This is a genomic window from Leminorella grimontii, from assembly GCF_039789245.1.
Classification (GTDB): domain Bacteria; phylum Pseudomonadota; class Gammaproteobacteria; order Enterobacterales; family Enterobacteriaceae; genus Leminorella; species Leminorella grimontii.
In genome coordinates, this window is the sequence record NZ_CP146357.1 from 967,570 (window position 1) to 992,779 (window position 25,210).

A 25,210-nucleotide genomic window follows, 5' to 3' on the forward strand; every position below is an offset into this window, starting at 1 on the left:
TCGCTATTTAACTATGCGCCGCCTTCTCTCTTATCCCGATCTCTACGCCACGCTTCGTCGGCTGCTGATTGCGACGCTGGTTGGCGTATTGGCCGCTTTGGCCGTAGCGCTGTTTCGCCACGCCATGCTGGCGTTGGAATGGCTGTTTGTCGACGGCAGCGGCAGCTTGGTTTTCGCTGCCAGCACTCTGGCACCCTGGCGCCGTCTGATTACGCCCGCCTTGGGCGGCCTTGCTGCGGGCGCGTTGCTGTGGGGCTGGCAGCGGTATACGCGTCAGCGTCCGCATGCGCCTACCGACTATATGGAAGCGCTGGAAACCGGAGACGGGCAGTTCGACTACGGCGCCAGCATCGTTAAATCATTGGCTTCGCTGCTGGTAGTGAGCAGCGGCAGCGCTATCGGGCGCGAAGGCGCAATGATCCTACTGGCGGCGCTGGCTGCCTCCTGTTTTGCTAAGCGATTTGCGCCCAAACAGGAATGGAAGCTCTGGGTCGCCTGCGGCGCCGCTGCCGGTATGGCCAGCGCCTATCATGCGCCGCTGGCGGGCAGCCTGTTTATCGCCGAAATTCTTTTTGGCACGCTGATGCTGGCCTCTCTGGGGCCGGTTGTCGTCTCTGCCGTCGTCGCTCTGTTGACCACCGTCCTGCTCGACGGCGGCGTCTCGACGACGCTTTATCACGTTCAGCCTTTACAGAACCTCTCAGCGCTCGACTACGCGCTTATTCTCGCGGTTGCTCTGTTTGCCGGCCTTTGCGGCCCCGCGTTTATTTGGCTGATGGCGCGCAGCCATGAGCTGTTCCTGCGGCTTAAGCTGGCGCCGCCGCTGCAGCTGGCGCTGGGCGGGCTTATCGTCGGCGGGCTGTCGCTGTTAACGCCCGCCGTTTGGGGAAATGGCTATAGCGTCGTACAGTCGTTTTTATTATCGCCTCCGCTTACGCTTACGCTGCTGGGCATTTTTGCGTGTAAGCTGCTGGCGGTGTTGGTTAGCAGCGGCTCTGGCGCTCCGGGCGGCGTTTTTACGCCGACGCTGTTTATCGGCCTGGCGGTGGGAATGCTGTTCTCCAGCCTGTGCGGTCTTTGGCTGCCTGGGGATGGAGAAACGGCGATTTTGCTGGGGCTGGCCGGTATGGCGACGCTGCTTGCCGCGACGACGCACGCGCCGATAATGTCTACGCTTATGATCTGTGAAATCACGGGAGAATATGCTCTTTTGCCCGCGCTGTTGATTGCCTGTGCGATAGCGTCGGCGCTTTCTCAAACGTTACGTAAAGATTCCATTTATCATCAACAGCCTTCCGCGCGCCGCTAAAATTCCGCCTGCAAATTATACTATGCTCTATGTCGTGCCCCCTTATCGCGTGATAAGATATCGAGTATTTGGCTGTCTAATCCAACATTTCAGAGAGAATCGCTTATGCGTCAGGGACGTTCTGATTTTTTGTTGCTTAAAGGATTGCTGCTGGCATCATGCCTCAGTCTCTCATCGACGCCGCTTTACGCCGCGCCGTCCGCACCGGTTGCCGCTTCGGCGGAAACAAAAACCCCCGAGCAGCAGCTCGCCGAGCGTTACGCAGGGAAGGCGTTTACTATCCTTGATGCGTCCGAAGTCCAGTTGGACGGCGCCAGCGCTATGGTCGTGACGTTCTCAATTCCCGTTGCCGCGAATCAAAAGTTTGCCTCGATGCTGCATTTGGTTGACGAAACCAGCGGCAAGGTCGACGGCGCATGGGAGCTGTCCGATAACCGGATGGAGCTTCGCCTTCGCCACCTGGAGCCTGCGCGCAAGCTGATTCTTACCGTTGATAAAGGCATCGCGGGCGTGAACGGCGCCTCTCTCGGTTCCGAGTTTCAAAAGAAGCTGACGACGCGGGACATTGAGCCCTCCATCGGCTTCGCCAGCCGCGGATCGCTGTTGCCGAGCAAGGTGATTACCGGCCTGCCGGTAATTGCGCTTAACGTCAATGCGGTCGACGTCAACTTTTTCCGTATCAAGCCTGAAATGCTCTCCAGCTTTCTGGCCTACTGGGGCGGCACCGGGGCGAAAGGCTACTGGGAGTCTCAGGATTTTCTGAAGAAGGCGACGCTGGCCTATACCGGCCGCTTCGATCTTAACCCGCAGCGCAATACGCGCGAGCAAATTCTGCTGCCGCTGGGCAGCATCAAGGCGCTGCAGCAGCCCGGCGTATATATCGCCATGATGCAGGAAGCGGGCACCTACAACTACAGTAACCCCGTGACGCTGTTTACCCTAAGCGACATCGGCATTTCTTTGCACCGCTACCATCAGCGCTATGACGTCTTTACTCAGGCGCTGGAAGGCGGGGAAGGCATTTCCGGCGTGAAGGTTGAGCTGCTGGACGAAAAGGGCAATTCGCTGACGCAGGCGAAAACCGACTCTGACGGCCACGCTCAGCTCGTTCGGGCGGAAAAGGCAAAGATTATGCTGGCGACCAAAGACGGCCAGACCAGCATGATCGACCTGTCCAAGGCGGCGCTGGATCTGTCTGAATTCGATATCGCCGGGCCGGAAGGCTTTGCTACCCAGTTCTTTGCGTTTGGACCTCGCGACTTGTATCGCCCGGGCGAGACGCTTCTGGTTAACGGCCTGCTGCGTGACGCCGACGGCGCCGCACTGCCGGACAGGCCGGTAAAAGTGGACGTGCTGAAGCCCGATAACCAGGTGACGCGCAGCTTTGTCTGGCAGCCGAAAAAGAACGGTTTCTATCAGTTCCAATACGATATTCCACAGGGCGCGCCGACCGGCGAGTGGTCTTTGCGCATCAATCTGGGCGACTCGCTGCCCCGTTTCTATAAGTTTAAGGTTGAAGACTTCATGCCTGAGCGCATGGCGCTGGATTTGAAGTCGGTAGAAAGCGAGCCCGTTTCGCCTAAGCAGGAGATCACTTTCGACGCCACCGGCCGCTACCTGTACGGCGCGCCTGCCTCCGGCAACAGCCTGCAGGGGCAGCTTTATTTACGCCCGATGCGGGACGCAGTGGCGAAGCTTCCCGGCTATGAGTTCGGTTCCGCGCTGGATACCAACCTCAGCCGTTCGCTGGACGAGTTCAACCTGAAGCTGGACGAAGAGGGCATGACCAGCGTTACGGTGCCGAGCAGCTGGGGCGAGAGCAAGTCGCCGATGAAGGTGATGGTTCAGGCCAGCCTGATGGAGTCAGGCGGCCGTCCCGTCACGCGCCGCGCCGAGCAGGCAATCTGGCCTGCGGATAAAATGCCGGGCGTTCGTCCGCTGTTCAGTCGTAAAGAGATGTACGACTACAAGACCAATAGCTATAAGCCGCAGTACATGGTTGATGAAGACAGCCTGGCCGGCTTCGACATTGCTTACGCCGACGTCAAGGGCAACAAGCTGTCGGCTAACGGTTTAAACGTTCGCCTTATTCGCGAACGCCGCGATTACTATTGGGAGTGGTCTGCCAGCGACGGCTGGAGCTCTCGCTACGACCAGAAAGATCTGGTCATCAATCAGGAAACGATTTCCATCGGCGCCGGGCAGACGACGAAGGTCAACTACCCGGTAGAGTGGGGTTCTTACCGCATAGAAGTTGAAGATCCGCACAGCGGCGTGGTGACCAGCCTGCGCTTCTGGGCCGGCTATAGCTGGCAGGACAACACTGACGGCAGCGGCGCACTGCGCCCCGATCAGGTGAAGCTGAAGATTGACAAACCGGCCTATCGCCCCGGCGAGAAGGTGAATCTGCACGTTGAGGCGCCGGCGGCGGGTAAAGGCTATCTGATGCTGGAATCCAGCGATGGCCCGCTGTGGTGGAAAGAGATTTCCGTTCCGGTCGGCGGCGCAAACTTTGAGGTGCCGATTAATGACGAGTGGACGCGTCACGATCTGTACCTCAGCGCGCTGGTGGTTCGCCCCGGTGACAAGGCCGTTCAGGCAACGCCTAAGCGCGCAGTCGGCCTGCTGCACCTGCCGCTGATGGATGAAGGCCGCAAGATTTCACTGGCATTGAACTCGCCGGAGAAAATGCGCCCGAACCAGACGCTGACGGTGAAAGTGAAGGCGTCAATGAAGGACGGCGAGCTGCCAAAATCCATTAACGTGCTTCTGTCCGCCGTGGACAGCGGCGTGCTTAACATTACTGACTTTAAAACGCCGGATCCTTACGACGCTTTCTTTGGCCGCAAGCGCTACAGCGTCGATCAGATGGACATCTACGGCCAGCTGATTGAAGGCAAGGGCAAAACCGCCAAGCTGAGCTTCGGCGGCGACGGCGAGGACGACAAGCTGTCGCGCGGCGGCAAGAAGCCGGTGACGGTGGTGAAAATCGTTGCCCAGCAGGCGGTGCCTATTACGTTGGACGATAAGGGCGAAGGCGAAATTCAACTGCCGATCCCTGACTTCAACGGCGAGCTGCGCCTGATGGCGCAGGCCTGGAGCGATGAAGAGTTCGGCAGCGCCGAAAGCAAGGTTATCGTGGCGGCGCCGCTGATCGCGGAGCTTTCCATGCCGCGCTTTATCGCCGGTGGCGATCGCAGCATTCTGGCTTTGGACTTAAACAACCTGAGCGGCGGTGAGCAAAAGCTTAGCGTCACGATAGAAACCAAAGGTCTGGTGAAGCTGACGTCCGGTTCGAAGCAGGACGTTAAGCTGGCGAAGGGCGAGCGCAGAACGCTAAGCATTCCGGTCGAAGGGCTTCACGGCTTCGGCCAGGGCGATATCACCGTTCGTATTAACGGCCTGGTGCTGCCGAACGAACCGTCGACCGCGTTTGAACGCCACTGGACGCTGGCCGTTCGCCCGGCAGTGCCTGCGAAAACCAACGGCTATGCGCTGACGCTGCGCCCCGGTGAAAGCTGGGCGCTGCCGCCGGACGCCCTGCAAGGGCTGGCCACGCCGACGATTGAAGGGCAAATGACGCTGACGGCGACGCCGCCTTTGAACGTTGCTCAACATATCCGCGAACTGTTTGCCTATCCGTACGGCTGTCTGGAACAGACTACCAGCGGCCTGTATCCGTCGCTGTACTCGAATCAGGCGCAGCTGGCCGCCATGGGCATCAAGAGCGACACCGATGAGGTTCGCCGCCGCAACGTGGACGTCGGCATCGAGCGACTGCTGGGCATGCAGAAAGACAACGGCGGTTTCTCCCTGTGGGAGCGCGAAGGCTATGAAGAATACTGGCTGACGGCCTACGTCACTGACTTCCTGACCCGCGCTCGCGAACAGGGGTACTCGGTGCGCGACGAGGCGCTGAATAAGGCCAACCAGCGCCTGCTGCGCTACCTGCAGGATCGCAACCAGATGGAAATTCGCTACGGCAGCAGCACCGATGTGACCAACTCGGCGAAGTTCGCCGTGCAGGCCTACGCCGGTCTGGTGTTGGCTCGCCAGCAGCAGGCGCCGCTGGGCGCGCTGCGCCAGCTGTTCGACCGCCGGGCTGAAGCCAGATCCGGGCTGCCGCTGGTGCAGCTTGGCGTTGCGCTGCAGCTGATGGGCGACATGCCGAAAGCGCAGCAGGCGATTAGCCAAGGTATCGCCATGGGCGGCTCTCCTCGCGGCAACGTCTGGTTAGGCGACTACGGCAGTACGGTGCGCGACAACGCGCTGATCCTGGCTCTTCTGCAAGAGTACGGCCTGCAGCCGGAGAAGCAGGACAGCCTGCTGATGACGCTGTCTGACGAGCTGGTGGCCCAGCGTTATCTGTCGACTCAGGAGCGTAACGCCGTCTATCTGGCGGGGCGTGACCTGCAAAAGCGCCAAAGCGCCGAGTGGGAAGTCGAAATGACCGGGGCGAAGAAAGAAGCCTTTGAAGAGGACAAGCCGATAAGCCGCCTCTTTGACGCGGGTCAGCTTGGTCAGGGCATTAATCTGAGCAACACCGGCAACGTGACGGTTTATCCGCGCGTCGACGTCGTGGGCTATCCGCTCAAGCAGCCCGCGCCGGTAAGCAACAAGCTTTACATCGAGCGTCGCTTCCTGAATCTGGACGGATCAGAGGCCTCTCTGAATAACGTTCAAAGCGGCCAACTGATGGTGGTGCATCTGAACCTGTGGTCCGACAGCCAGATTAACGACGCGCTGGTGGTGGATCTGCTGCCGGCCGGCTTTGAACTGGAAAACCAGAATCTGGGCGACAGCAGCGCTAGCCTGACCGACAGCGCGGGCGAACTGATGTCGCTTCAAAGCAGGATGCAGAGTGCGGAAATCCAGTATCAGGAGTATCGCGACGACCGCTACGTGGCCGCCGTGAAGGTGAACGGATCGAGAAGATATCCTGTCACCCTGCTGTATCTGGTTCGCGCCGTAACGCCGGGCAGCTACAGCGTGCCTGCGCCTCAGGTGGAGTCGATGTACAAGCCTGAGTGGCATGCGGTGGGTTCGACGCCGGGGCGGTTGGAAGTAAAATAATCGCCGTGAAGGTGGGATGGGGAAAGGGCGTGTGAGCGCCCTTTCCGATTACTGACAAACTACCCAAATTACCTTTAGTGAATATTCCGACCGAAAATGCATTGTGCCTATATGGTCATTGTGCGCGGTCGGAAGAGCGCCTGTATTAGCATTGGTGCGCGGCGGGCCTAGCCCTCCTACGGGCACTTCGTTGGCTTACGCCAAGTCGACCCCAACGGAGGCCTCTCCCGCCGTTTTACATCGAGAGTTAATATCAATTGTTTTATGAAGTTTTGTTAGTAGTCTGCTTTTTTTATCAACCTAAAAAATACAGCCGGACTTGTTACCTTTGAGCCGCTTTTTTTCCCGCATGAAAACCCTGCGCTTTTGGCGCAGGCTGTTTGTCGCATTTACCCTATTTATCGCATTCAGCGCTGCGGCGCTGTGGTGTGCGGACAGGCTTTGGCCGCTGCCGGACCCTAACGTTCAAGCGGCGCGGGTCGTTGTGGCGGACGACGGGAGTCCGCTGTGGCGCTTTGCTGACTCGGAGGGCGTGTGGCGCTATTCCGTCTCGTTAGACCAAGTGTCCCCTTACTATCTCGAGGCGCTTTTGACCTACGAGGACCGCTGGTTTTATTCTCATCCCGGCGTTAATCCGCTGTCGATTTTGCGGGCGCTGTGGCAGAACGTCACCAACCATCGGGTCGTTTCCGGCGGCAGTACGCTGTCTATGCAGGTGGCGAGGCTGATAGAGCCGCACGATAAAACCCTGACCGGCAAGCTCAGGCAGGTGTTTCGCACGCTGCAGCTGGAGTGGCACTACAGCAAAGAGCAAATACTCACCATCTATATCAACCGCGCGCCCTACGGCGGTACGCTTCAGGGCATTGGTGCGGCCAGCTGGGCCTATCTGGATAAGCCGCCTTCAGAGCTGACCCGTTCGGAGGCCGCGCTGCTGGCGGTGCTGCCTCAGGCGCCGAGTCGGCTTCGCCCGGACCGCTATCCCCAGCGGGCTCAGGAGGCGCGGGACAAGGTGCTCGATCGCCTGCAGGAGTATGGCGTGTGGAGCGAGCAGCAGGTGCGTGAAATCAAGCAGGAAAGCGTCTGGCTTGCCGAGCGTCAGGTGCCGCAGCTCGCGCCGCTGTTGGCCCGACGCCTGCTGGAGGAAAGCAAAGACGACGTTATTCATTCCACCATCGACGCTTCGTTGCAGCGGCGGCTTGAAGACATGGCAATGGGCTGGAAAAGCCAGCTGCCCGCCAATACCTCGATGGGCATTCTGGTGGTGGAAAACGCCACTATGTCAGTGAAGGCTTACCTCGGTTCGGTCGACCTGAATGACGACAGCCGCTTCGGCCACGTCGATATGATTAGCGCCTGGCGTTCGCCTGGCTCGACGCTCAAGCCCTTTGCTTACGCGATGGCGTTGGACGAGGGGCTGATTCATGCGGAATCGCTGCTGCAGGACGTGCCTCGCCAGTTCGGCGACTATCGCCCAGGGAACTTTGATACCGGCTTTAGCGGCCCGGTCAGCGCGTCAGACGCGCTGACGCGCTCGCTGAACCTGCCCGCCGTACAGATTTTGGAGGCCTACGGGCCCAAGCGCTTTACCGGCAACCTGCGCAACGTCGGCGTTGAGCTGCGTTTTCCGATGAACAGCGACCCTAACCTTTCGCTGATACTGGGCGGGACGGGCATGCGGATGGATCAGTTAGTCAGCGCTTACAGTGCCTTTGTGCGCGAAGGTAAAGTGGCGGCGCTGCGCTATCGGCCTGAGGATCCGCTGGTTGAACGGCGCCTTATCTCTCCGGGGGCCGCCTGGATTGTTCGCCGCATTCTGGCCGGGGAAGCTCGCCCGGTGGCGGACAGCCAGCTGTCTGATTCGCCGGGGCTTGCCTGGAAAACCGGCACCAGCTATGGCTATCGTGACGCATGGACGGTGGGGATGAATGGCGGATACCTGATCGGCGTTTGGGTTGGCCGACCGGACGGGACGCCGGTAGCCGGGCAGTTCGGCTACGCGACGGCGGTGCCTGTCCTTCATCAAATTAACCATCTGCTGATTAATCGGGCCGGGCCGGCCGCCCAGCGCTGGCCGAAAGATCCCAAACCGGTAACCGTCAGCCGCGCAACGATTTGCTGGCCTCAGGGGCAGAGCCTGGCGGCGAACGATCCCAACTGTCGGCAGCGCAGGCAGGCCTGGATTTTGGACGGCACCATTCCGCCGACGCTCTCATCGCCGGGGCAGGACACCGGCATCGGCGGCTGGCTGAACTTTTGGGTCAACGGGCAGGGCAAGCGGGTTGCCGCCGACTGTAGCGGCGCAGTGAGCCGACGCATCGCCCTGTGGCCGATCGCGCTGGAAAGCTGGCTGCCCCCGTCCGAGCGGCGCGCCAACCGGCTGCCGGAAAGGGACGAAGCGTGCCCGCCGATAGGCTACGACGCCAGCCCGCCGCTGCTGATTTTGGGCGTGAAGCCGGATGCGGTGCTTAAACGGCTGCCGGGTACGCCTTCGCTGGATCTACGGTTAGATACTCAGGGCGGTCGAGGCAAGCGCTGGTGGTTTATCAACGGCGAAGCGGTGATGGAAACCGAGGAGGACAAACCGATGGTGCAAACCCTGTCCGATCCCGGTAAATATCAGGTCAGTGTGCTGGACGAAGGCGGGCAGGTGAGCAGCGTCGGGTTTGTGTTGGAGTAGCTTCGTTATAATTCCAACTGCCTTCAGCCTTCTTTTGGGGAGGCTGAGCGTTCAGGTGCGAGCTCGTTTTGCCAAGTGAATCGCATTTGCTTCATGAACTTTAAAAAAATGTTAAAGCCCAGATAGGCAAGTTAATGCACCCACCGTATAATCACTGGCGAAAAGACGTTGTTAAATCACAGTTAAACCCGTCCAGAGGTGAAAATGTCTACGGAACGTACCCTTTCAATTATTAAACCCAATGCGGTAGCCAAAAACGTTATTGGCGCTATTTATTCTCGCTTCGAAAATGCGGGCTTTACTATCGTTGCGGCCAAGATGCTGCATCTGACCAAGGAGCAGGCGGCGGGGTTTTACGCCGAGCATGAGGGGAAGCCGTTTTTTGACGGCCTGTTGGCGTTCATGACTTCCGGCCCCGTTATGGTACAGGTTTTGGAATCAGAAAATGCCGTACAGCGCCATCGCGACCTGATGGGGGCGACTAACCCGGCAAACGCGCTGGCGGGCACGCTACGCGCTGACTATGCAGACGGCCTGACGGCGAACGCGGTTCACGGTTCTGATTCTGTCGCGTCGGCGCAGCGTGAAATTGCCTACTTTTTTAGCGATAGCGAAATTTGTCCAAGATAGGACTAATAACACACTGTTTTTAAAAAAGGAAAGGTGAGTATCAATAACTTACCGCGTTAATTTGGCCTGTCAGTATGCAAAACCGGCGATTTTTAGCGCTGGTTTTGTTTTTTTGCTCCGACAGCGGCAAACCTGAACCAATGTGCGTGGCAACACAATAACAAAGAGAGTACAATGCGACGGCATAACCCTCTGCCCATAGGCTTTGAGCAGGGGATAGTTTTAGTCTTTTTGGAATATCTAGATTTTCTAGCGCCATAATGTGTAATAACGAGGCCCCTGCTTTTTATGAATGACGCCGTTTCCGTATCTTCTGACGATCTCGCTGTTTCTGAGCGCCCCGCAGAAAAAATCAACCTGTTGGATTTGAACCGTAAGGCCATGAGGGAGTTCTTTATCTCCCTGGGCGAAAAGCCGTTTCGCGCCGATCAGGTGATGAAGTGGATTTACCATTTTGGCCACGACGACTTTGAGCAAATGACGGACGTCAATAAAGCGCTGCGTAATAAGCTTAATGAAGTGGCGGAAATCCGCGCTCCGGAGGTTGTTACCGAGCAGCGCTCGGCGGACGGCACCATCAAGTGGGCGCTGGCGGTAGGCGATCAGCAGGTTGAAACCGTTTATATTCCTGAAGACGATCGCGCGACGCTGTGCGTGTCGTCTCAGGTTGGCTGTGCGTTGGAGTGCAAGTTCTGTTCAACGGCCCAGCAGGGGTTCAACCGCAATTTACGGGTATCGGAAATTATCGGTCAGGTGTGGCGCGCGGCCAAGATTATCGGGCCGTCCCGCATTGCCGGGCAAAGGCCTATTACGAACGTTGTTATGATGGGCATGGGGGAACCGCTGCTGAATCTGACCAACGTCGTGCCGGCGATGGAAATCATGCTCGACGACTTCGGCTTTGGGCTTTCCAAGCGCAGGGTTACGCTGTCTACGTCAGGTGTAGTGCCGGCGTTGGAAAAGCTGGGCGATATGATAGACGTAGCGCTGGCGATTTCTCTGCACGCGCCGAATGATAAGATCCGCGATGAGATCGTGCCGATCAATCGTAAGTATAATATTGAGACGTTCCTGGCGGCCGTTCGGCGCTATCTGGAGAAGTCCAACGCCAATCAGGGGCGAGTGACGGTGGAATACGTCATGTTGGATCATATTAACGACGATATGACGCATGCCCACCAGTTGGCTGAATGCCTGAAGGATACGCCCTGCAAGATTAACCTGATTCCGTGGAACCCGTTCCCCGGCGCACCCTATGGCCGCAGCTCGAACAGTCGCGTCGATCGCTTCTCTAAAGTGCTGATGGAGTATGGGTTTACGGTTATCGTGCGCAAAACGCGCGGCGACGATATTGACGCCGCCTGCGGTCAACTGGCCGGCGAAGTGATTGACCGGACCAAGCGTACGATGAAAAAAAGAATGCATGGGGAACCAATAGGCATTAAAACTGTCTAAAAATTAATTTGCTACAAAGAGATACGCACTACTGTCTGGGGGAGACGGCGAGCGTCAGAATAGGAAACCAATTCGATGCGAAACAGGCTGTTACCTTTACTACTTGCCGCCGTGCTGTTAACCGGATGCGCAGCAGGCAGTAACGATGATGCGGGCTTTGACGTTAAGCAGGCCGCGCAGATTCGTTTAAATTTAGGCTTAACCTATCTGACGTTGGGAAACGTTCAGAAGGCGCGTTTTAATCTGGAGCGAGCGCTGGAGTATGCGCCAGAGGACTATCGCATCCAGCTGGGAATGGCGCAGTATCTGCAGGAAACGGGTGAAAACACGTTGGCGCAGGCGCGTTACCAGCAGGCTTTACGGCTAGCGCCGCAGAGCAATGAGGTTTTAAATAATTACGGTGCGTTTCTTTGCCGCATAGGGCAGTATGATTCAGCGCTGGGTTATTTTGATAAGGCTTTGCAGACACAAAATTTAGGAGAAATTGCCAATAGCCTTGAAGGTTCAGGCTATTGCCTGCTTGATGCCGGAAGAACCGATGAAGCGTTTGAACATCTGGGACGGGCGTTAAAGCAGGATCCGAGCAAGGGCGAGCGCGTATTGACCGAATCCGCCCGCGACTTTCAGCAGGGGAAGCATAAAGAGGCCGTTGCGTTACTGGGTTTTTACCACCAGGCGTTGCCCGCTACCGCTGAAAGTTTATGGATGCAAATACAATTTGCCGCGTCAGAAAACCGTATGGGCGACGTTCAGCGCTACGGGAAAACTTTGGCGCGAGAGTTTCCACAGTCACGACAATACCAATTATTCTTAGCCCATGAATACTGATGTATCACAAGAAGTTACACCGCTCGCCGAAGTCGGTCGCCGACTCCGCGAAGCCAGGGAAGCGTTGAACCTCAGCCAACAGGTGGTTGCCGACGAGCTGCGTTTGAAAGTGACTACCGTCCGCGAACTTGAGGAGGGGCTCAATCCGCTTGGCTTGGCTCCGACCTTTATTCGCGGATACGTCCGTTCCTATGCGAAGCTGCTTCAACTGCCGGAAGAGGAAATCCTTGCTCTGTTGCCTAAAGGCGTTCAGGGTAAGAGCGACAGCCTCGCATCGAACCGCGTAAAAGGCTTTTCGCTCAGCAAGCCGCGCAAGAAGCTCGACCGCTGGTTGACCCTCTTTACCTGGCTTATTATTTTTGTCGTACTCGGCCTGACGGGCGCATGGTGGTGGGAGAACCACAAGGCGCAGCAGCAGGACGACGCCATAGAGGTAAGCGGACAGAATCAGATTGCCCTGCCGGGCAGCGGTTCTTCATCGCCTTCAGTACCTTCAGAAGGCGCTTCGATCTCTCTTTCTCCTTCTGGCAATGCCGCCAACGCACCGGCGGCGGCTCAGCAGGCGCCCGTTCAGTCTACTCCTGCATCTACGCCTACGCCTGCGGCTCCGACGCTTGAACAGGCCGTTGCCGCTCAGGTTGCGGAAGCTGAAGCGGCTAAGAATCAGACTCAGGGACAGCTGGCTCCCCAAACGCCGCAGGACGGTAACGATATTTATCTGACCTTCAGCGCCGACTGCTGGCTTGAGGTGATTGACGATCGCGGCAAGAATCTCTACAGCGGCCTACAGCGTAAAGACGGCAAGCTGTCTTTGACCGGCCAGCCGCCCTATCAACTGAAGCTTGGCGCACCGGCCGGCGTGTCGATAACCTACAAAGGCAAACCGGTTGATATGAGTCAGTACAAGAACGCGAATCGCACGACGCGCATGACGCTACCTGCCAACTAAGGCTGCGTCGGGCAAGGTTTTTGGGAGAGTAGAGTAAGATGCACAGTGAAACGCCGATAGTTCGTCGCAAGTCCAAACGTATTTATGTCGGAAATGTCCCCATCGGCGACGGCGCGCCGATTGCCGTTCAGTCCATGACCAACACCCGCACTACCGACGTCGAGGCGACGGTGAAGCAAATCGAAGCGCTGCAGCGCGTTGGCGTTGATATCGTCCGCGTTTCCGTACCGACGATGGACGCGGCGGAAGCCTTCAAGTTCATCAAGCAGCGCGTGTCGGTGCCGCTGGTGGCCGACATCCACTTTGACTACCGTATTGCGCTTCAGGTCGCCGAATACGGCGTTGACTGCCTGCGCATCAATCCGGGCAACATTGGCCGCGAAGACCGCATCCGAGCGGTAGTGGACTGCGCCCGCGACAAGAATATTCCTATTCGCATCGGCATTAACGCCGGTTCGTTGGAAAAAGACATTCAGGAAAAGTACGGCGAGCCAACGCCGCAGGCGCTGGTTGAATCGGCGATGCGCCACGTGGAGATTCTCGACAGGCTTAACTTTGACGCGTTCAAAGTCAGCGTTAAGGCGTCGGACGTGTTTCTGGCCGTGCAGTCCTATCGCCTGCTGGCTGGGCAAATTGAACAGCCGCTGCATTTAGGCATTACCGAAGCCGGCGGTGCGCGAAGCGGTTCGGTGAAGTCCGCTATCGGGCTTGGCATGCTGCTGGCCGAAGGCATCGGCGATACGCTGCGCGTTTCGCTGGCGGCGGATCCGGTGGAAGAAGTGAAGGTTGGCTTTGACATTCTGAAAGCGCTTCGCATTCGCTCTCGCGGCATTAACTTTATCGCCTGCCCGACCTGCTCTCGCCAGGAGTTTGACGTTATCAGCACGGTTAACGCGCTGGAACAGCGTCTGGAAGATATCCTGACGCCGATGGACGTCTCGATTATCGGCTGCGTGGTCAACGGCCCGGGCGAAGCGCTGGTGTCGGACCTCGGCGTGACCGGCGGCCACGGCAAAAGCGGCTACTACGAAAACGGCGAACGTCAGAAAGAGCGCCTCGACAACAACGATATGATCGACCAGCTAGAGGCCAAAATTCGCGCCAAGGCGGCGATGCTGGATCTGTCGAAGCGCATTGACGTTAGCGAGAAGTAGTCTGGGCGAGTTGAAAGGGCGGTACTGATTTCATCATTACCGCCTGTTTGCATTGATGTCAAAGGCCGAAAGCCCCTATAATCAACCCCATTTGATGAAAACAGACAGAGAATTGACGTGGCAAAGAATATTCAAGCCATCCGCGGGATGAACGACTACCTACCGCAGGAAACGGCGCTGTGGCAGCCGATTGAGCGCGTATTGAAGCGGGTGTTGGCAAGCTACGGCTACGGCGAGATCCGCCTGCCTATCGTTGAGCAAACGCCGCTGTTTAAGCGCGCCATCGGCGAAGTGACCGACGTGGTTGAAAAAGAGATGTATACCTTTGACGACCGCAACGGCGACTCCTTAACGCTGCGCCCCGAAGGTACTGCGGGCTGCGTGCGCGCCGGTATCGAACACGGCCTGGTTTACAATCAGGAGCAGCGCCTGTGGTATATGGGGCCGATGTTTCGCCACGAGCGCCCGCAAAAGGGCCGCTATCGTCAGTTTCATCAGCTTGGCGCGGAAGTTTTCGGCCTGCAGGGGCCGGACGTCGACGCTGAGCTCATCATGCTTAACGCCCGCTGGTGGCGCGAGCTGGGGATTTCCGAACACGTCACGCTGGAGCTGAACTCTATTGGCTCCTTAGAGGCGCGCGCCCGCTATAAAGAGGCGCTGACCGCCTATTTGGAACAGTTTAAAGAAAGGCTGGATGAAGACTGCCAGCGCCGCATGTACACTAACCCCATGCGCGTGCTCGACAGTAAGAATCCTGACGTTCAGGCGCTGTTGAACGATGCGCCCGAGCTTATCGACTATCTGGACGAAGAATCGAAGGAACACTTTACCGGCCTGTGCGCCTTGTTGGACAACGCGGGCATCAGCTATCGCATTAACCCTCGTCTGGTGCGCGGCTTGGACTACTACAATCGGACGGTGTTCGAGTGGGTAACGACCAGCCTGGGTTCTCAGGGGACGGTATGCGGCGGCGGTCGCTACGACGGCCTGGTGGAGCAACTGGGTGGGCATGCGGCTCCCGGCGTTGGCTTTGCCATGGGCATGGAACGGCTGGTGCTGCTGGTTCAGGCCGTTAATCCTGACTTCGCTGCCGATCGCGGCGTAGACGTTTATGTGATTTCCTCCGGCGAGGGGGCGCAGGCTGCGGCGATGATGCTGGCCGAACGCCTTCGCGACGAGCAGCCTGAACTTCGCGTTATGGTGAATCACGGCGGCGGAAACTTTAAGAAGCAGTTTGCCCGTGCCGATAAGTGGGGCGCGCAAGTTGCGCTGGTTCTGGGCGAAAATGAAATCGCTGCGGGCGAGGTCGTGGTTAAAGACCTACGCAGCGGCGAACAGCAAACGCTGGCGCAGGCGAACGCTGCGGCGCATTTGGCTAAATTGATCGGTTAATTCAAGAGGGACACCGTGCAAGTCTACAATAGCGAAGAAGAACAAGTTGAAGCGGTGAAAGGCTTTTTCCGCGAGAACGGTAAAGCTATCGCGGTTGGCGTCATACTGGGCGTAGGCGGCCTGTTCGGCTGGCGCTATTGGCAATCGCATCAGCACGAAACCAACACGACGGCGTCAATGTCTTTCGATCAGGTTGTGGCCCATGCAGACAACGCCGCGAATGCGAGCGCCTTTATTCAGGCTAATGACAACAGCTATGGCGTTTTCGCCGCGTTGTCCCAGGCCCAGCAGTGGGTGGATAAAGGGGATTTCGCCAAGGCTAAAGAACAGCTTTTGTGGGCGCAGAGCCACACCAAGGACGATAACCTGCTGCCCGCGATAGCGTTACGCCTGGCGCGCGTTCAGGTTCAGGAAAAGCAGTTTGACGATGCGTTAAAAACGCTGGATTCAGTACAAAAGGGCAGCTGGTTTGCTCAGGCTCAGGCAATTCGCGGTGACGTTTTGGTCAATAAAGGCGACGTTAAGGGCGCGCGCGAAGCTTACAGTCAGGCGATAGAGGCCAATCCTTCGCCGATGCTGAAAGAAATGCTGAACATTAAGCTTAACAATCTGGCCGCCTAAAGGGGATGTGAATGAAGTTACGTAAACTTTTTTGCGTAGGATTACTTTCTGCCACCATGCTGAGCGGCTGTTCGCTGTTTGGCGGTGATGACGATGCGGTAAAGGTGTCACCGCTGCCTAAAGTAGACAACCAGTTTTCTCCCAAGAAAATGTGGAGCACGTCGGTAGGTGACGGCGTTGGTGAATACTACTCACATCTGCGTCCGGTCTGGAAAGACGGCCGTATCTACGCTGCGGCGCGCAACGGCATCGTTAAGGCCGTGGACGCCGATAGCGGCAGCCAGGTGTGGAAAACCGACGTCACGGAGAAAAACGGGTTCTTCTCTTCATCGACCTCTCCGATGCTGTCCGGCGGCGTAGCTGCGGCTGAAGGCAAGGTTTTTGTCGGCAGCGAGAAGGCAATGGTGTATGCGCTGAACGCTGAAGACGGTACGCTTGCGTGGAAAACGACCGTTGCCGGCGAGGCGATTTCTCGTCCGGTCGTCAGCGATGGCCTGGTGCTTATTCACACCACTAACGGCATGTTGCAAGGGCTTAGCACGACCGACGGGTCCATCAAGTGGACCGCTAACCTCGGGATGCCGCTGCTGTCTCTGCGTGGGGAATCTTCTCCCGCTACGGCTCACGGCGCGGCGATCGTCGGCGGCGACAACGGCCGCGTGAGCGCGGTGATGATGAACAGCGGCATGCTGATTTGGCAACAGCCTATCGCACAGCCGAGCGGTTCTACCGAAATCGACAGGCTGATCGACGTCGACAGTACGCCGGTAATTATGGGCAACGTCATATTCGCCCAGAGCTACAACGGCAGCTTTGTCGCGCTGGATCTGCGCTCCGGTCAGATTATCTGGAAGCGCGACGTCGGTTCGGTTAATGACTTCTTTATCGAAGGCGATAAGGTTTATCTGGTCGACCAAAGCGACCGCGTGATGGCGCTTTCCTTGAACGGCGGCACCATCTTGTGGACGCAGAACGACCTGCTGCACCGCGGCCTGACCGCGCCGGTCGTCTTTAACGGCTATGTAGTCGTAGCCGACGCAGAGGGTTACATGCACTGGATGGACAGCGCGTCCGGCCAGTTCGTGGCTCAGAATAAGGTCGATGGCGACGGCTTCCTGTCTTCACCGATCGTTGCAGGAGACCGACTGGTTATCCAGGCGCGCGGCGGCGACGTTTATTCGTTCACGCGCTAATCGGCAGTAGTGATTATGTAAACGGCTCCTGACATCAGGGGCCGTTTCGTCTTGTAAAAGCGGACGCGCTGCGCGCCCGCTTAATGCTATAGAAAGAGGCTTTTATCATGGTTCCAGTTATCGCGCTGGTCGGGCGTCCCAACGTGGGCAAGTCCACGTTATTTAACCGTTTAACGCGTACTCGTGATGCCCTGGTGGCTGATTTCCCCGGTCTGACCCGCGACCGTAAATACGGTAAGGCGGAAATCAACGGGCGCGAATTTATCGTTATCGATACCGGCGGCATCGACGGTGCAGAGCACGGCGTGGAAACCCATATGGCCGATCAGTCTCTTCTTGCCATCGAAGAGGCGGATATCGTTCTGTTTATGGTCGACGCCCGCGCCGGGCTGATGCCTGCGGATTCGGCTATCGCTCAGCACCTGCGCGCTCGGGAAAAGGCGACGTTTTTGGTCGCCAACAAAACCGACGGTCTGGACGCTGACAGCGTTATTGGCGATTTCTACGCGCTGGGGTTGGGCGACGTGTATCCGATCGCGGCTTCCCACGGTCGGGGCGTGACGTCGCTGATTGAGACCGTGCTGGGGCCGGTGGATGAAGAAGAGGAACCCGCCGCCGATGAAGACGACTGGGAAGACTTCGATACCGAAGATTCAGAGGAATCAGGCGAGGATGAAGAGGAAGAGTTCGACAGCACCTATCTGGAAAATCTTCCTATCAAGCTTGCCATTGTCGGTCGCCCCAACGTCGGTAAGTCCACGCTAACCAATCGCATTCTGGGCGAGGATCGGGTCGTGGTGTACGACATGCCGGGCACCACGCGCGACAGCATCTATATTCCCATGACGCGCGACGAGCGCGAGTACGTGCTGATTGACACCGCGGGCGTGCGTAAACGCGCCAGAGTGACCGAAACCGTTGAGAAATTCTCGGTAATAAAAACTCTGCAGGCCATTGAGGACGCCAACGTCGTGCTGCTGGTGATTGACGCCCGCGAGGGTATTTCCGATCAGGATCTGTCTCTGCTGGGCTTTATTATCAACAGCGGGCGTTCGCTGGTCATTGCGGTCAATAAGTGGGATGGTCTGTCTCAGGAAGTCCGCGAGAAGGTGAAGGAAACGCTGGACGAGCGCCTGGGCTTTGTCGACTTTGCCCGCGTGCACTTTATTTCCGCGCTACACGGCAGCGGCGTAGGGAACCTGTTCGAATCCGTACAGGAAGCCTATCGCTGCGCAACCCGTCGGGTGAGTACGTCGCTACTGACCCGCATCATGCAGATGGCGCAGGACGATCACCAGCCGCCTTTGGTCGGCGGCCGCAGAGTGAAGCTGAAATATGCTCACGCCGGTGGCTACAACCCGCCTATCGTAGTGATCCACGGTAATCAGGTGAAAGACCTGCCGGATTCGTACAAGCGCTACCTGATGAACTATTTCCGCCGCTCGCTGGAGGTGATGGGTACGCCTATTCGCATTCAGTTCAAAGAGGGGGATAACCCGTTTGCCGGCCGCCGCAACAAGCTGACGCCGACCCAGCAGCGCAAGCGCCGTCGTCTAATCCAGCATATTAAGAGCCGGAGTAAGTAGCGGGCACGGTTCTGATTGAAGGGTTAAAAAAGCAAGGGCGCCAAATTTGGCGCCCTTGCTGTTTATTGGACCAAAGCTTAGTTCGCTTCGGGCTTTTGCTCCGGCATTATTGGCGCATTGGCGCCGTCGTCCTGCGGCAGCTCAAAGTCGGTATCGGTTTGGATGAGCGATGCCGGCGCGTCTTCCGGCTCGTCCTCTGGGACGATTTCTGACGCCAACATTTCGTCCTTACGCAGAGAGTCAACCAGCTCGGACACTTCGTCGTCGGCAACGCCCAGCACCTTAAGGGCTTCGGCGCCGATGTGCAGGCTGCTTTCCAGCGTTTCGATAACCACCCAGTTGGCGCCGGCTTCCAGCAGCTTATCTTTGAGGTCCATGTCGAGCACCCGTGCGAGGATTTTCAGCATCGGGTAGAGCGATCTTAGGGTCGAAACGGCCTTCAGCGCGCTGGCGCTGTGGTCGATGGAGACGATCACCATCTGCGCCTGTTCTACGCCGATAACGTTAAGCAGCTTGGGATCGGTGATGTCGCCAAAGTAGGCGGGAATGCCCGCTTTCTGCGCCTTTCTAACGATTTCCGGATTTTTCTCAATCACAATGTGCGGAATGGCGGAATCCTGCAGCATCTGCGCCAGAACGTAGCCGGTGTCGCCGTAACCGGCTACGACCACCTTCGCGCTGTGTGCGGCGTCGTCCGGCTTCAGGGCGGAGTTTTCTACGTCCGCGATGACCATCTTTCTGGTCAGGCGGCAGCCGAGCGCGTACAGGCTGGGCGTAAAGGCCATGCTGACGGAGATAACGCCGATGCCGATGATGAAGGTGGAGTCGTCGATGACGCCGAACGCCTTGGCAACGCCAAACAGCACGAAGCCGAACTCACCGCCCTGGCACAGAAGGAACGCAACCTTGGTAGCCGCCTCTTTCGAGGTGCCGAACGCCAAAGACAAAACGAACAGCAAAATGATTTTCAGCAGCAGGATGACCGCGACGTGGCTGATAAAGAAGAACGGCGCCTGCGCCAGCGTTGCAAAATCGATGGACATCCCTACCGAAATAAAGAACAGGCTCATCAGCAGGCTTTTGGCCGATTCAACGCTGGCGTGAATTTGGAAGCCGTACTTCGACGTTGAGAGCATCATTCCCATGATAAACGCGCCGAGCGCCATCGACAGGCCGAAGTGGTCCATGATGTAGGCTGCCAAAACCACGGCGAACATGACGAACAGGGAAAAGCTTTCGCGATAGCCTTTCTTGGCCATGCGGTTGAGGATCCACGGCACGCCGTAGCGGCCAAAGGCGATAACTACCAGCAGAGCGCCGATAACCGACAGGGTCTGCATCCACATCGGCGAGTCGTCCGGCAGGACGGCAATTTTGTCCGACAGCAGCGGCACCAGCGCCAGCAGCGGTACGATGGCTAAGTCCTGCATCAGCAGGATGGCGAAACCGAGACGGCCGTGCTCGCTGGAAAACTCGTTATGGTCCTGCAAGATTTGAATAACGAAGGCGGTGGAAGAGAGCGCCAGCGTCAGGCCGATAATCACGGCGGCGTTTACGCCATAGCCGAACAGATAGAAATAGCCGCCGATGGCCGCGCCGCTGAGAAGAATTTGCAGCGTACCCAGCCCAAACACCATGCGGCGCATTGACCACAGGCGCCTTGGCTGCATTTCCAGACCGATGATAAACAGCAGCAGCACGATGCCGAATTCCGAAACGTGCAGGATCTTATCCACGTGCTCTTTAAGAATGAGCTGGCCCGGCGTATGGGGACCTATGACGATCCCGGTGAGCAGCAGGCCAAGGATAGCGCCAAGACCAACCTTCTTTGATAGCGTAACGGCAATTGCAGCAACGAACAGAATAATAACTAAAAGCAGCATCGGGTCATTCATCGGCAGACCTTCCTGTAACCGGAGCTATTACTGGTTAGACCAGAGGAGAGCAGAGACTTCATGGCGTGATATTCCTTATCGCGTAATGAGTGAGTATCAGGCTGTTGCCGTTTTCTGAATTGACCGGAAGCTTAGGCTGCGTTCTTAACGAGGAACACAGTCTGGTGATTGCACCGCAAATCGGGCGGGACATCGTCTAAGCGTGGCGCATAGCGACGGACAAACTCCGTATATTATACTCAAAGCGGCAGGTCTCGTGCAGACCTTAAATGATTTTTTTGGCAGAAATATCGATGAATAATGCCAAATAGGAATAAGTCCCTCATAAGAGGTAAATAATTGTTCCCTGCACCCGTTGTTATATTTCTATTTAAAAATAGAATGAGAGAAGGCTGTCTTATATTTTTCTCATTAACGTTACGCTCAAGCTGCACAAAGGATAAAAAATAAAATGATGTCGTGGGAGACGTGGCAGTTCGCTTTTAGCGTAACGGTGCCCAACCTGCTGATGCTACTGATGGGGATAGGGCTGCGCCGCTTTCGCCTGATTAATGATGAGTTTTGTGATTCCGCCAGTCGCCTGGTGTTTAACCTGGCGCTGCCCTGCATGCTGTTTTTCAGCATCGCCACTAACCACAGCGGCCTTACTCATCACCTGCTTTTAATGAGCTTTGCCGGCGTAGGCACCTTTATCAGCTGGCTGCTGCTTGAGCTAGCGGCACCGTTTCTGGTTCGCGAGAAGAAGGAGCGCGGGGTTTTCGTTCAGGGTGGCTTTCGCGGCAACGCCGCTATTCTGGGCGTGGCGTACTGCGCCATGGCGTTCGGCGATGAAGGCGTTGCAATTGCCTCATTTTATATCGTCATGACCGTCATTCTTTACAACGTCCTTTCGGTGGTGACGCTGACCCGCAGCCTGTCCGACTGCGAAGGAAGCGGGCTTGCCGTTTTCAGCATGGTAAAAAATATTGTTAAGAATCCGCTTATCGTCGGCATTCTGACCGGGCTGCCGTTTTCTCTGTTCGACGTTCCGCTGCCGGATGTGCTTATCCGAACCGGCAGTTACGTCTCTTCCATCGCGCTGCCGCTGGCGCTGCTGTGCACCGGCGCCAGCCTGGACTTTCGCTCGATGCTGAGAACTTCCAATACCGCGATACTGGCGAGCATTGCCCGAGTGCTGGTCGTGCCGACGCTGCTGGTGCTTGGTGCGATGCTGTGCGGCTTTAAGGGGATGACGCTGGGGATTATTTTCCTGCTGTCGGCAACCCCCACCGCGGCAGCCAGCTACGTGATGACGCGGGCCATGGGCGGCAACGCGACGCTTGCCGCTAACATCATCGGGCTAACGACGGTAGGATCGTTTTTCACCACCGCGCTGGGCCTGCTGCTGCTTCGCGGAAGCGGAATGATATAAAACGAGAAGGGCGCTTCTTTGTAAAGCGCCCGTCATTTAGCGTTTTTATCAAAACTGGTAGCGCAGGCCGCCGTTCACCGTCCAACCGCGATACCCCTCGCTCAGCTCTCGCTGGCCGGCGGCGTCCGCATACAGCGACAGAGCGTTATTGACGTTAAACGTGACGCCGCCGCCAAGCTCTACGGAACTGCCATAGTCCGCCGTACTGAAGCTGTCCCCGCCCAGTTTGATATGGCCGCCGTCCAAAAAGCCGTGCAGTACGTTGGCCTTAACGTAGGGCGTTACCGTTTGGCCGTTGTTTAACACATGCGAGTAGAGCAGGCGCGCGCCCAGCCGGCCGATGAGCTGGTCCTGATCCCCGAGCGAGACGGAGAAGTTGTCTTTCTTATCGTGCGTATTGTCAAAGTGGGCGCGGATATAGCTCAGCTGCGCCTGCGGCTCTAGCGACCAGCCGGCGGCGGGCGTGAACGGATATCCGGTTTCCAGCGAAACAAACCACGTTGAACCGTCCAGATTGGCCGTTTTGCCGCGCGCATTGGTCTTCACGTCGCCGTCAAAGATCCCCGTGCCCAGCACGGAGTCCACATACCAGCCTTGCTGAGACTGATAGGTGCCGTACAGCGCCACCGAATAGGAGTCGGAGCGTCCTTCCGGGGAGCTTTCCGCGTCGGCGGTATAGCGCAGATGACCAAAGGAGACGGCAACGCCTGCGCGCAGCGTTCCTGCGTCATCCCGGCGGGCGAACAGGTTGCCGCCGAGCTGGATGGCGGCGTAGTCCAGATCGCCGTCGTACTTATAGCCTGCGGCACCATCGTCCGAATGGTAGTCGTAGCTGCCGCCGTAGCCGCGTATCCAGACTTCGCCGGTTCCGGTATCGCGGTTATACAGGCGGTCATCGCGGATTTCCCCAAGTCGACGGTGTAGGCTGTTGATGTCCAGATATCCCGCATACAGCACGGCGTTTGGCGCGCTCAGGTAGGCCGCGCCCTGCGGCACAAGCATTCTTACCGCAGGCGGACTGTCGGGGTTATCCGGATCTTCCGGTTCGGTTGCCGGAGCGTAATAGGCCGACTGCAGGCGGAAGTCCCAGTGGTCGGTCGTGCCGTCGACTATCTTTTGCGTGGGGTCCGCTTGGCCATGTTCTGAATCCGGGCCGTAGGCGTACAGGCGATACTGATACGGCTTTCCGTCCATCGCGACGTAGCCGCCCGCCAGCTGGAAAGACGCCGCCGTTGCCTGGCCGTTGACCTGGATCAGCGAGATCCCCTCACAGGAGCTGCCGGTGCCGCCGCCTGCCGTGGTTGGCTGCGGGTTACTGTTAGCGCTTGGCGACACGTACACTTTTGTAGTGCCGACAGCGTCGCCGTTGATGATGAGCCGGTCAGTAAACTGATTGCCCACCGCGCCGCCGCCGTTCATCAGGGTATTGAACACCAACGTGGCGTTACTGGCGGTGTAGTTGTTTTGTACGGTCAGCGTTTTGAAGTCCGTATTGCCTGCCGGCGCGGCAAAGGCTAGCGTACTGTCCGATATCGCCAGCGAAGATATCGTAGAGGCCGTGCTTATGCCGCCGTTAACCACGTCGCTGGCGGGAGTCAGCGTCCAGACAGAGCCATTTTGCAGCGTTAAGTCCGTGGTTGAGCCGTTGCGCAGCAGCGCGCCGCCGTTCAGCTTAGTATCGTCAGCCAATATAGTGAGCTTGGACGGCGTTAACTGCGTTGCATGCTGGTCCACGTCGAACAGTGTGCCGTTGCCTGACGTTACCGTCGTGTCGGTAAGAGACAGATAGTTGTCGCTGCCGCGTACTGAAATGGCGACGCCCTGCGCGCTGGTATAGCTGCCGCCTTTAATCGTGATAGTATTCACCTGGCCATCGTAGCCCGTCATGTGCAGCAGTCGCCCATTCGGACCTGTGGTTGTTACCTGCATGTCAGTCAGCTTCACTTCGCCTCCCTGCCAGGCGATTACGCCATACGCAGAGTCGCCAGCCGTGTTTACCGATCCGCCGGTCAGATCGACTAACGTATAGCCCGAACCGCTCGCCACCAGCGACACAACGCCGTGGGCCTGCTCGCCGGTGGTGTTGATGTTCACGTTGCTGCCCGTGATGCGGCTGGTCGTGGCGTTGCTGCTGGAGGCATACAGTCCCCAGCCGCTATTGCCTTGGGTATTTATGGTGGTATCCGTCAGCGTCGTCGTTGAGTTTGATTCTGCGTTGATGCCGTATCCGTAAGCGCCGGTCGCCGTAATAGTGGAATCTTTAAGGCTGAGCACTGAGCAGCTGGTGCTTTTATTGGCCAGGTTACAGCCCGCATGTATGCCAGAACCAGCGCCCAAAATAGTCACGTCGTCAAGCGCGGCGTTGCCGTTCCACAGGTGCAGCGCCCACGAGCTTACGCCGGTCATTAGTTCGCCTCCGGTCATGGTGAAAACGGTAGTACCGTCGCCTATACCGTTTACCTGCACGCCGTAGGTTCCCGAGATGGATGAGACGTTAACGTTGTTTAGGTTCATCCACCCGGTAGTACCGGTGCCGCTGGTGCCGACCAGTATGGCGGTGCCGCTATGAGTGCGGGTAATCGAGCCTCCCGTTAGCGTCATTTTCCCGCCGGCGCCGGCCCGTACGGGGGCGCCTCCGGTTATGGCGCCGTCGTTGATCGTCAAGTTAGTGCCGTTAATGGTGCTATTGAGCCCGATGGCATACACGGCGCCCCCCGTCGTGAGGTTTGTGCTAAACGATTGATAGGTTGCTCCATCCGGCGCGGTGGCGGTGGTACCGTTGGTGACCAATAGCTGATTGGCTAAGGCTTTGGATGGTAAAACCATCAAAGCGCTCAGAGCGGCGGTCATTGACAGTGCAAATCGTATATTTGTGCCTAATAGTGATAGTTTATATGCGTTGCGTTTCACGGAGGCCTCCCAAAGACTTCTGGTTTTAAAGTGTTTTTAATTATTTGAATTGAATTATTCCCTCTTGAAATTAAGTTTTAGCTCTATTTACATTATTTACAAATTTTAATTATTTATAATATTT

The 25,210-nt window shown here is 57.4% G+C and carries 15 protein-coding genes; 13 read left to right on the plus strand and 2 right to left on the minus strand.

The genetic code is table 11. The features are described from left to right. Positions 1-13: 13 nt before the first annotated feature. The 12 genes from clcB (at position 14) to der (ending at position 18,870) form a co-directional block, all read left to right on the plus strand. Positions 14-1,309 carry a voltage-gated ClC-type chloride channel ClcB gene (clcB, locus tag V8L73_RS04620; protein ID WP_347254237.1) on the plus strand — a complete coding sequence of 432 codons (1,296 nt, stop codon included), beginning with the start codon at positions 14-16 and terminating at the stop codon, positions 1,307-1,309. Positions 1,310-1,414: 105 nt separating this feature from the next. Further along, positions 1,415-6,382, plus strand: a complete 4,968-nt coding sequence (locus tag V8L73_RS04625) for an alpha-2-macroglobulin (protein WP_347254238.1) — start codon at positions 1,415-1,417, stop codon at positions 6,380-6,382. 349 nt (positions 6,383-6,731) lie between these two features. After that, positions 6,732-9,062 (plus strand): peptidoglycan glycosyltransferase PbpC, encoded by a 2,331-nt coding sequence (gene pbpC / locus V8L73_RS04630; protein WP_347254788.1) that lies wholly within the window; start codon positions 6,732-6,734, stop codon positions 9,060-9,062. Positions 9,063-9,266: 204 nt separating this feature from the next. Beyond that, positions 9,267-9,692, plus strand: a complete 426-nt coding sequence (gene ndk / locus V8L73_RS04635) for a nucleoside-diphosphate kinase (protein ID WP_027274083.1) — start codon at positions 9,267-9,269, stop codon at positions 9,690-9,692. A gap of 288 nt (positions 9,693-9,980) precedes the next feature. After that, positions 9,981-11,147: a bifunctional tRNA (adenosine(37)-C2)-methyltransferase TrmG/ribosomal RNA large subunit methyltransferase RlmN gene (locus V8L73_RS04640; protein ID WP_347254239.1), complete on the plus strand. Its 1,167-nt coding sequence runs from the start codon at positions 9,981-9,983 to the stop codon at positions 11,145-11,147. A gap of 75 nt (positions 11,148-11,222) precedes the next feature. Then, a complete protein-coding gene (gene pilW / locus V8L73_RS04645) occupies positions 11,223-11,975 on the plus strand; it encodes a type IV pilus biogenesis/stability protein PilW (RefSeq protein WP_347254240.1) in 753 nt (250 codons plus the stop codon). Beyond that, positions 11,965-12,924 carry a cytoskeleton protein RodZ gene (gene rodZ / locus V8L73_RS04650; protein WP_027274080.1) on the plus strand — a complete coding sequence of 320 codons (960 nt, stop codon included), beginning with the start codon at positions 11,965-11,967 and terminating at the stop codon, positions 12,922-12,924. Before pilW ends, rodZ begins: the two co-directional genes overlap by 11 nt. 38 nt (positions 12,925-12,962) lie before the next feature. Beyond that, positions 12,963-14,078 (plus strand): flavodoxin-dependent (E)-4-hydroxy-3-methylbut-2-enyl-diphosphate synthase, encoded by a 1,116-nt coding sequence (ispG, locus tag V8L73_RS04655; RefSeq protein WP_027274079.1) that lies wholly within the window; start codon positions 12,963-12,965, stop codon positions 14,076-14,078. 117 nt (positions 14,079-14,195) lie between these two features. Further along, entirely contained in the window at positions 14,196-15,470 is a 1,275-nt protein-coding gene (gene hisS, locus V8L73_RS04660) for a histidine--tRNA ligase (protein WP_027274078.1), read from the plus strand. A 15-nt stretch (positions 15,471-15,485) separates the two neighbouring features. After that, complete coding sequence (locus V8L73_RS04665) at positions 15,486-16,091, plus strand: YfgM family protein (protein WP_027274077.1); 606 nt, start codon at positions 15,486-15,488, stop codon at positions 16,089-16,091. Positions 16,092-16,102: 11 nt separating this feature from the next. Next, positions 16,103-17,284, plus strand: a complete 1,182-nt coding sequence (bamB, locus tag V8L73_RS04670) for an outer membrane protein assembly factor BamB (RefSeq protein ID WP_027274076.1) — start codon at positions 16,103-16,105, stop codon at positions 17,282-17,284. A 107-nt stretch (positions 17,285-17,391) separates the two neighbouring features. After that, positions 17,392-18,870, plus strand: a complete 1,479-nt coding sequence (gene der / locus V8L73_RS04675; RefSeq protein ID WP_347254241.1) for a ribosome biogenesis GTPase Der — start codon at positions 17,392-17,394, stop codon at positions 18,868-18,870. 77 nt (positions 18,871-18,947) lie between these two features. On the opposite strand, the gene V8L73_RS04680 is transcribed toward der, so the two are convergent. Beyond that, positions 18,948-20,765 (minus strand): cation:proton antiporter, encoded by a 1,818-nt coding sequence (locus tag V8L73_RS04680; RefSeq protein WP_261831262.1) that lies wholly within the window; start codon positions 20,763-20,765, stop codon positions 18,948-18,950. Positions 20,766-21,219: 454 nt separating this feature from the next. Between V8L73_RS04680 and V8L73_RS04685 the strand changes: the two genes are divergently transcribed. Continuing rightward, positions 21,220-22,176: an AEC family transporter gene (locus V8L73_RS04685; RefSeq protein WP_027274074.1), complete on the plus strand. Its 957-nt coding sequence runs from the start codon at positions 21,220-21,222 to the stop codon at positions 22,174-22,176. Between the two features lie 48 nt (positions 22,177-22,224). On the opposite strand, the gene V8L73_RS04690 is transcribed toward V8L73_RS04685, so the two are convergent. Then, positions 22,225-25,002 (minus strand): autotransporter outer membrane beta-barrel domain-containing protein, encoded by a 2,778-nt coding sequence (locus V8L73_RS04690; protein WP_347254242.1) that lies wholly within the window; start codon positions 25,000-25,002, stop codon positions 22,225-22,227. Positions 25,003-25,210: the final 208 nt, after the last annotated feature.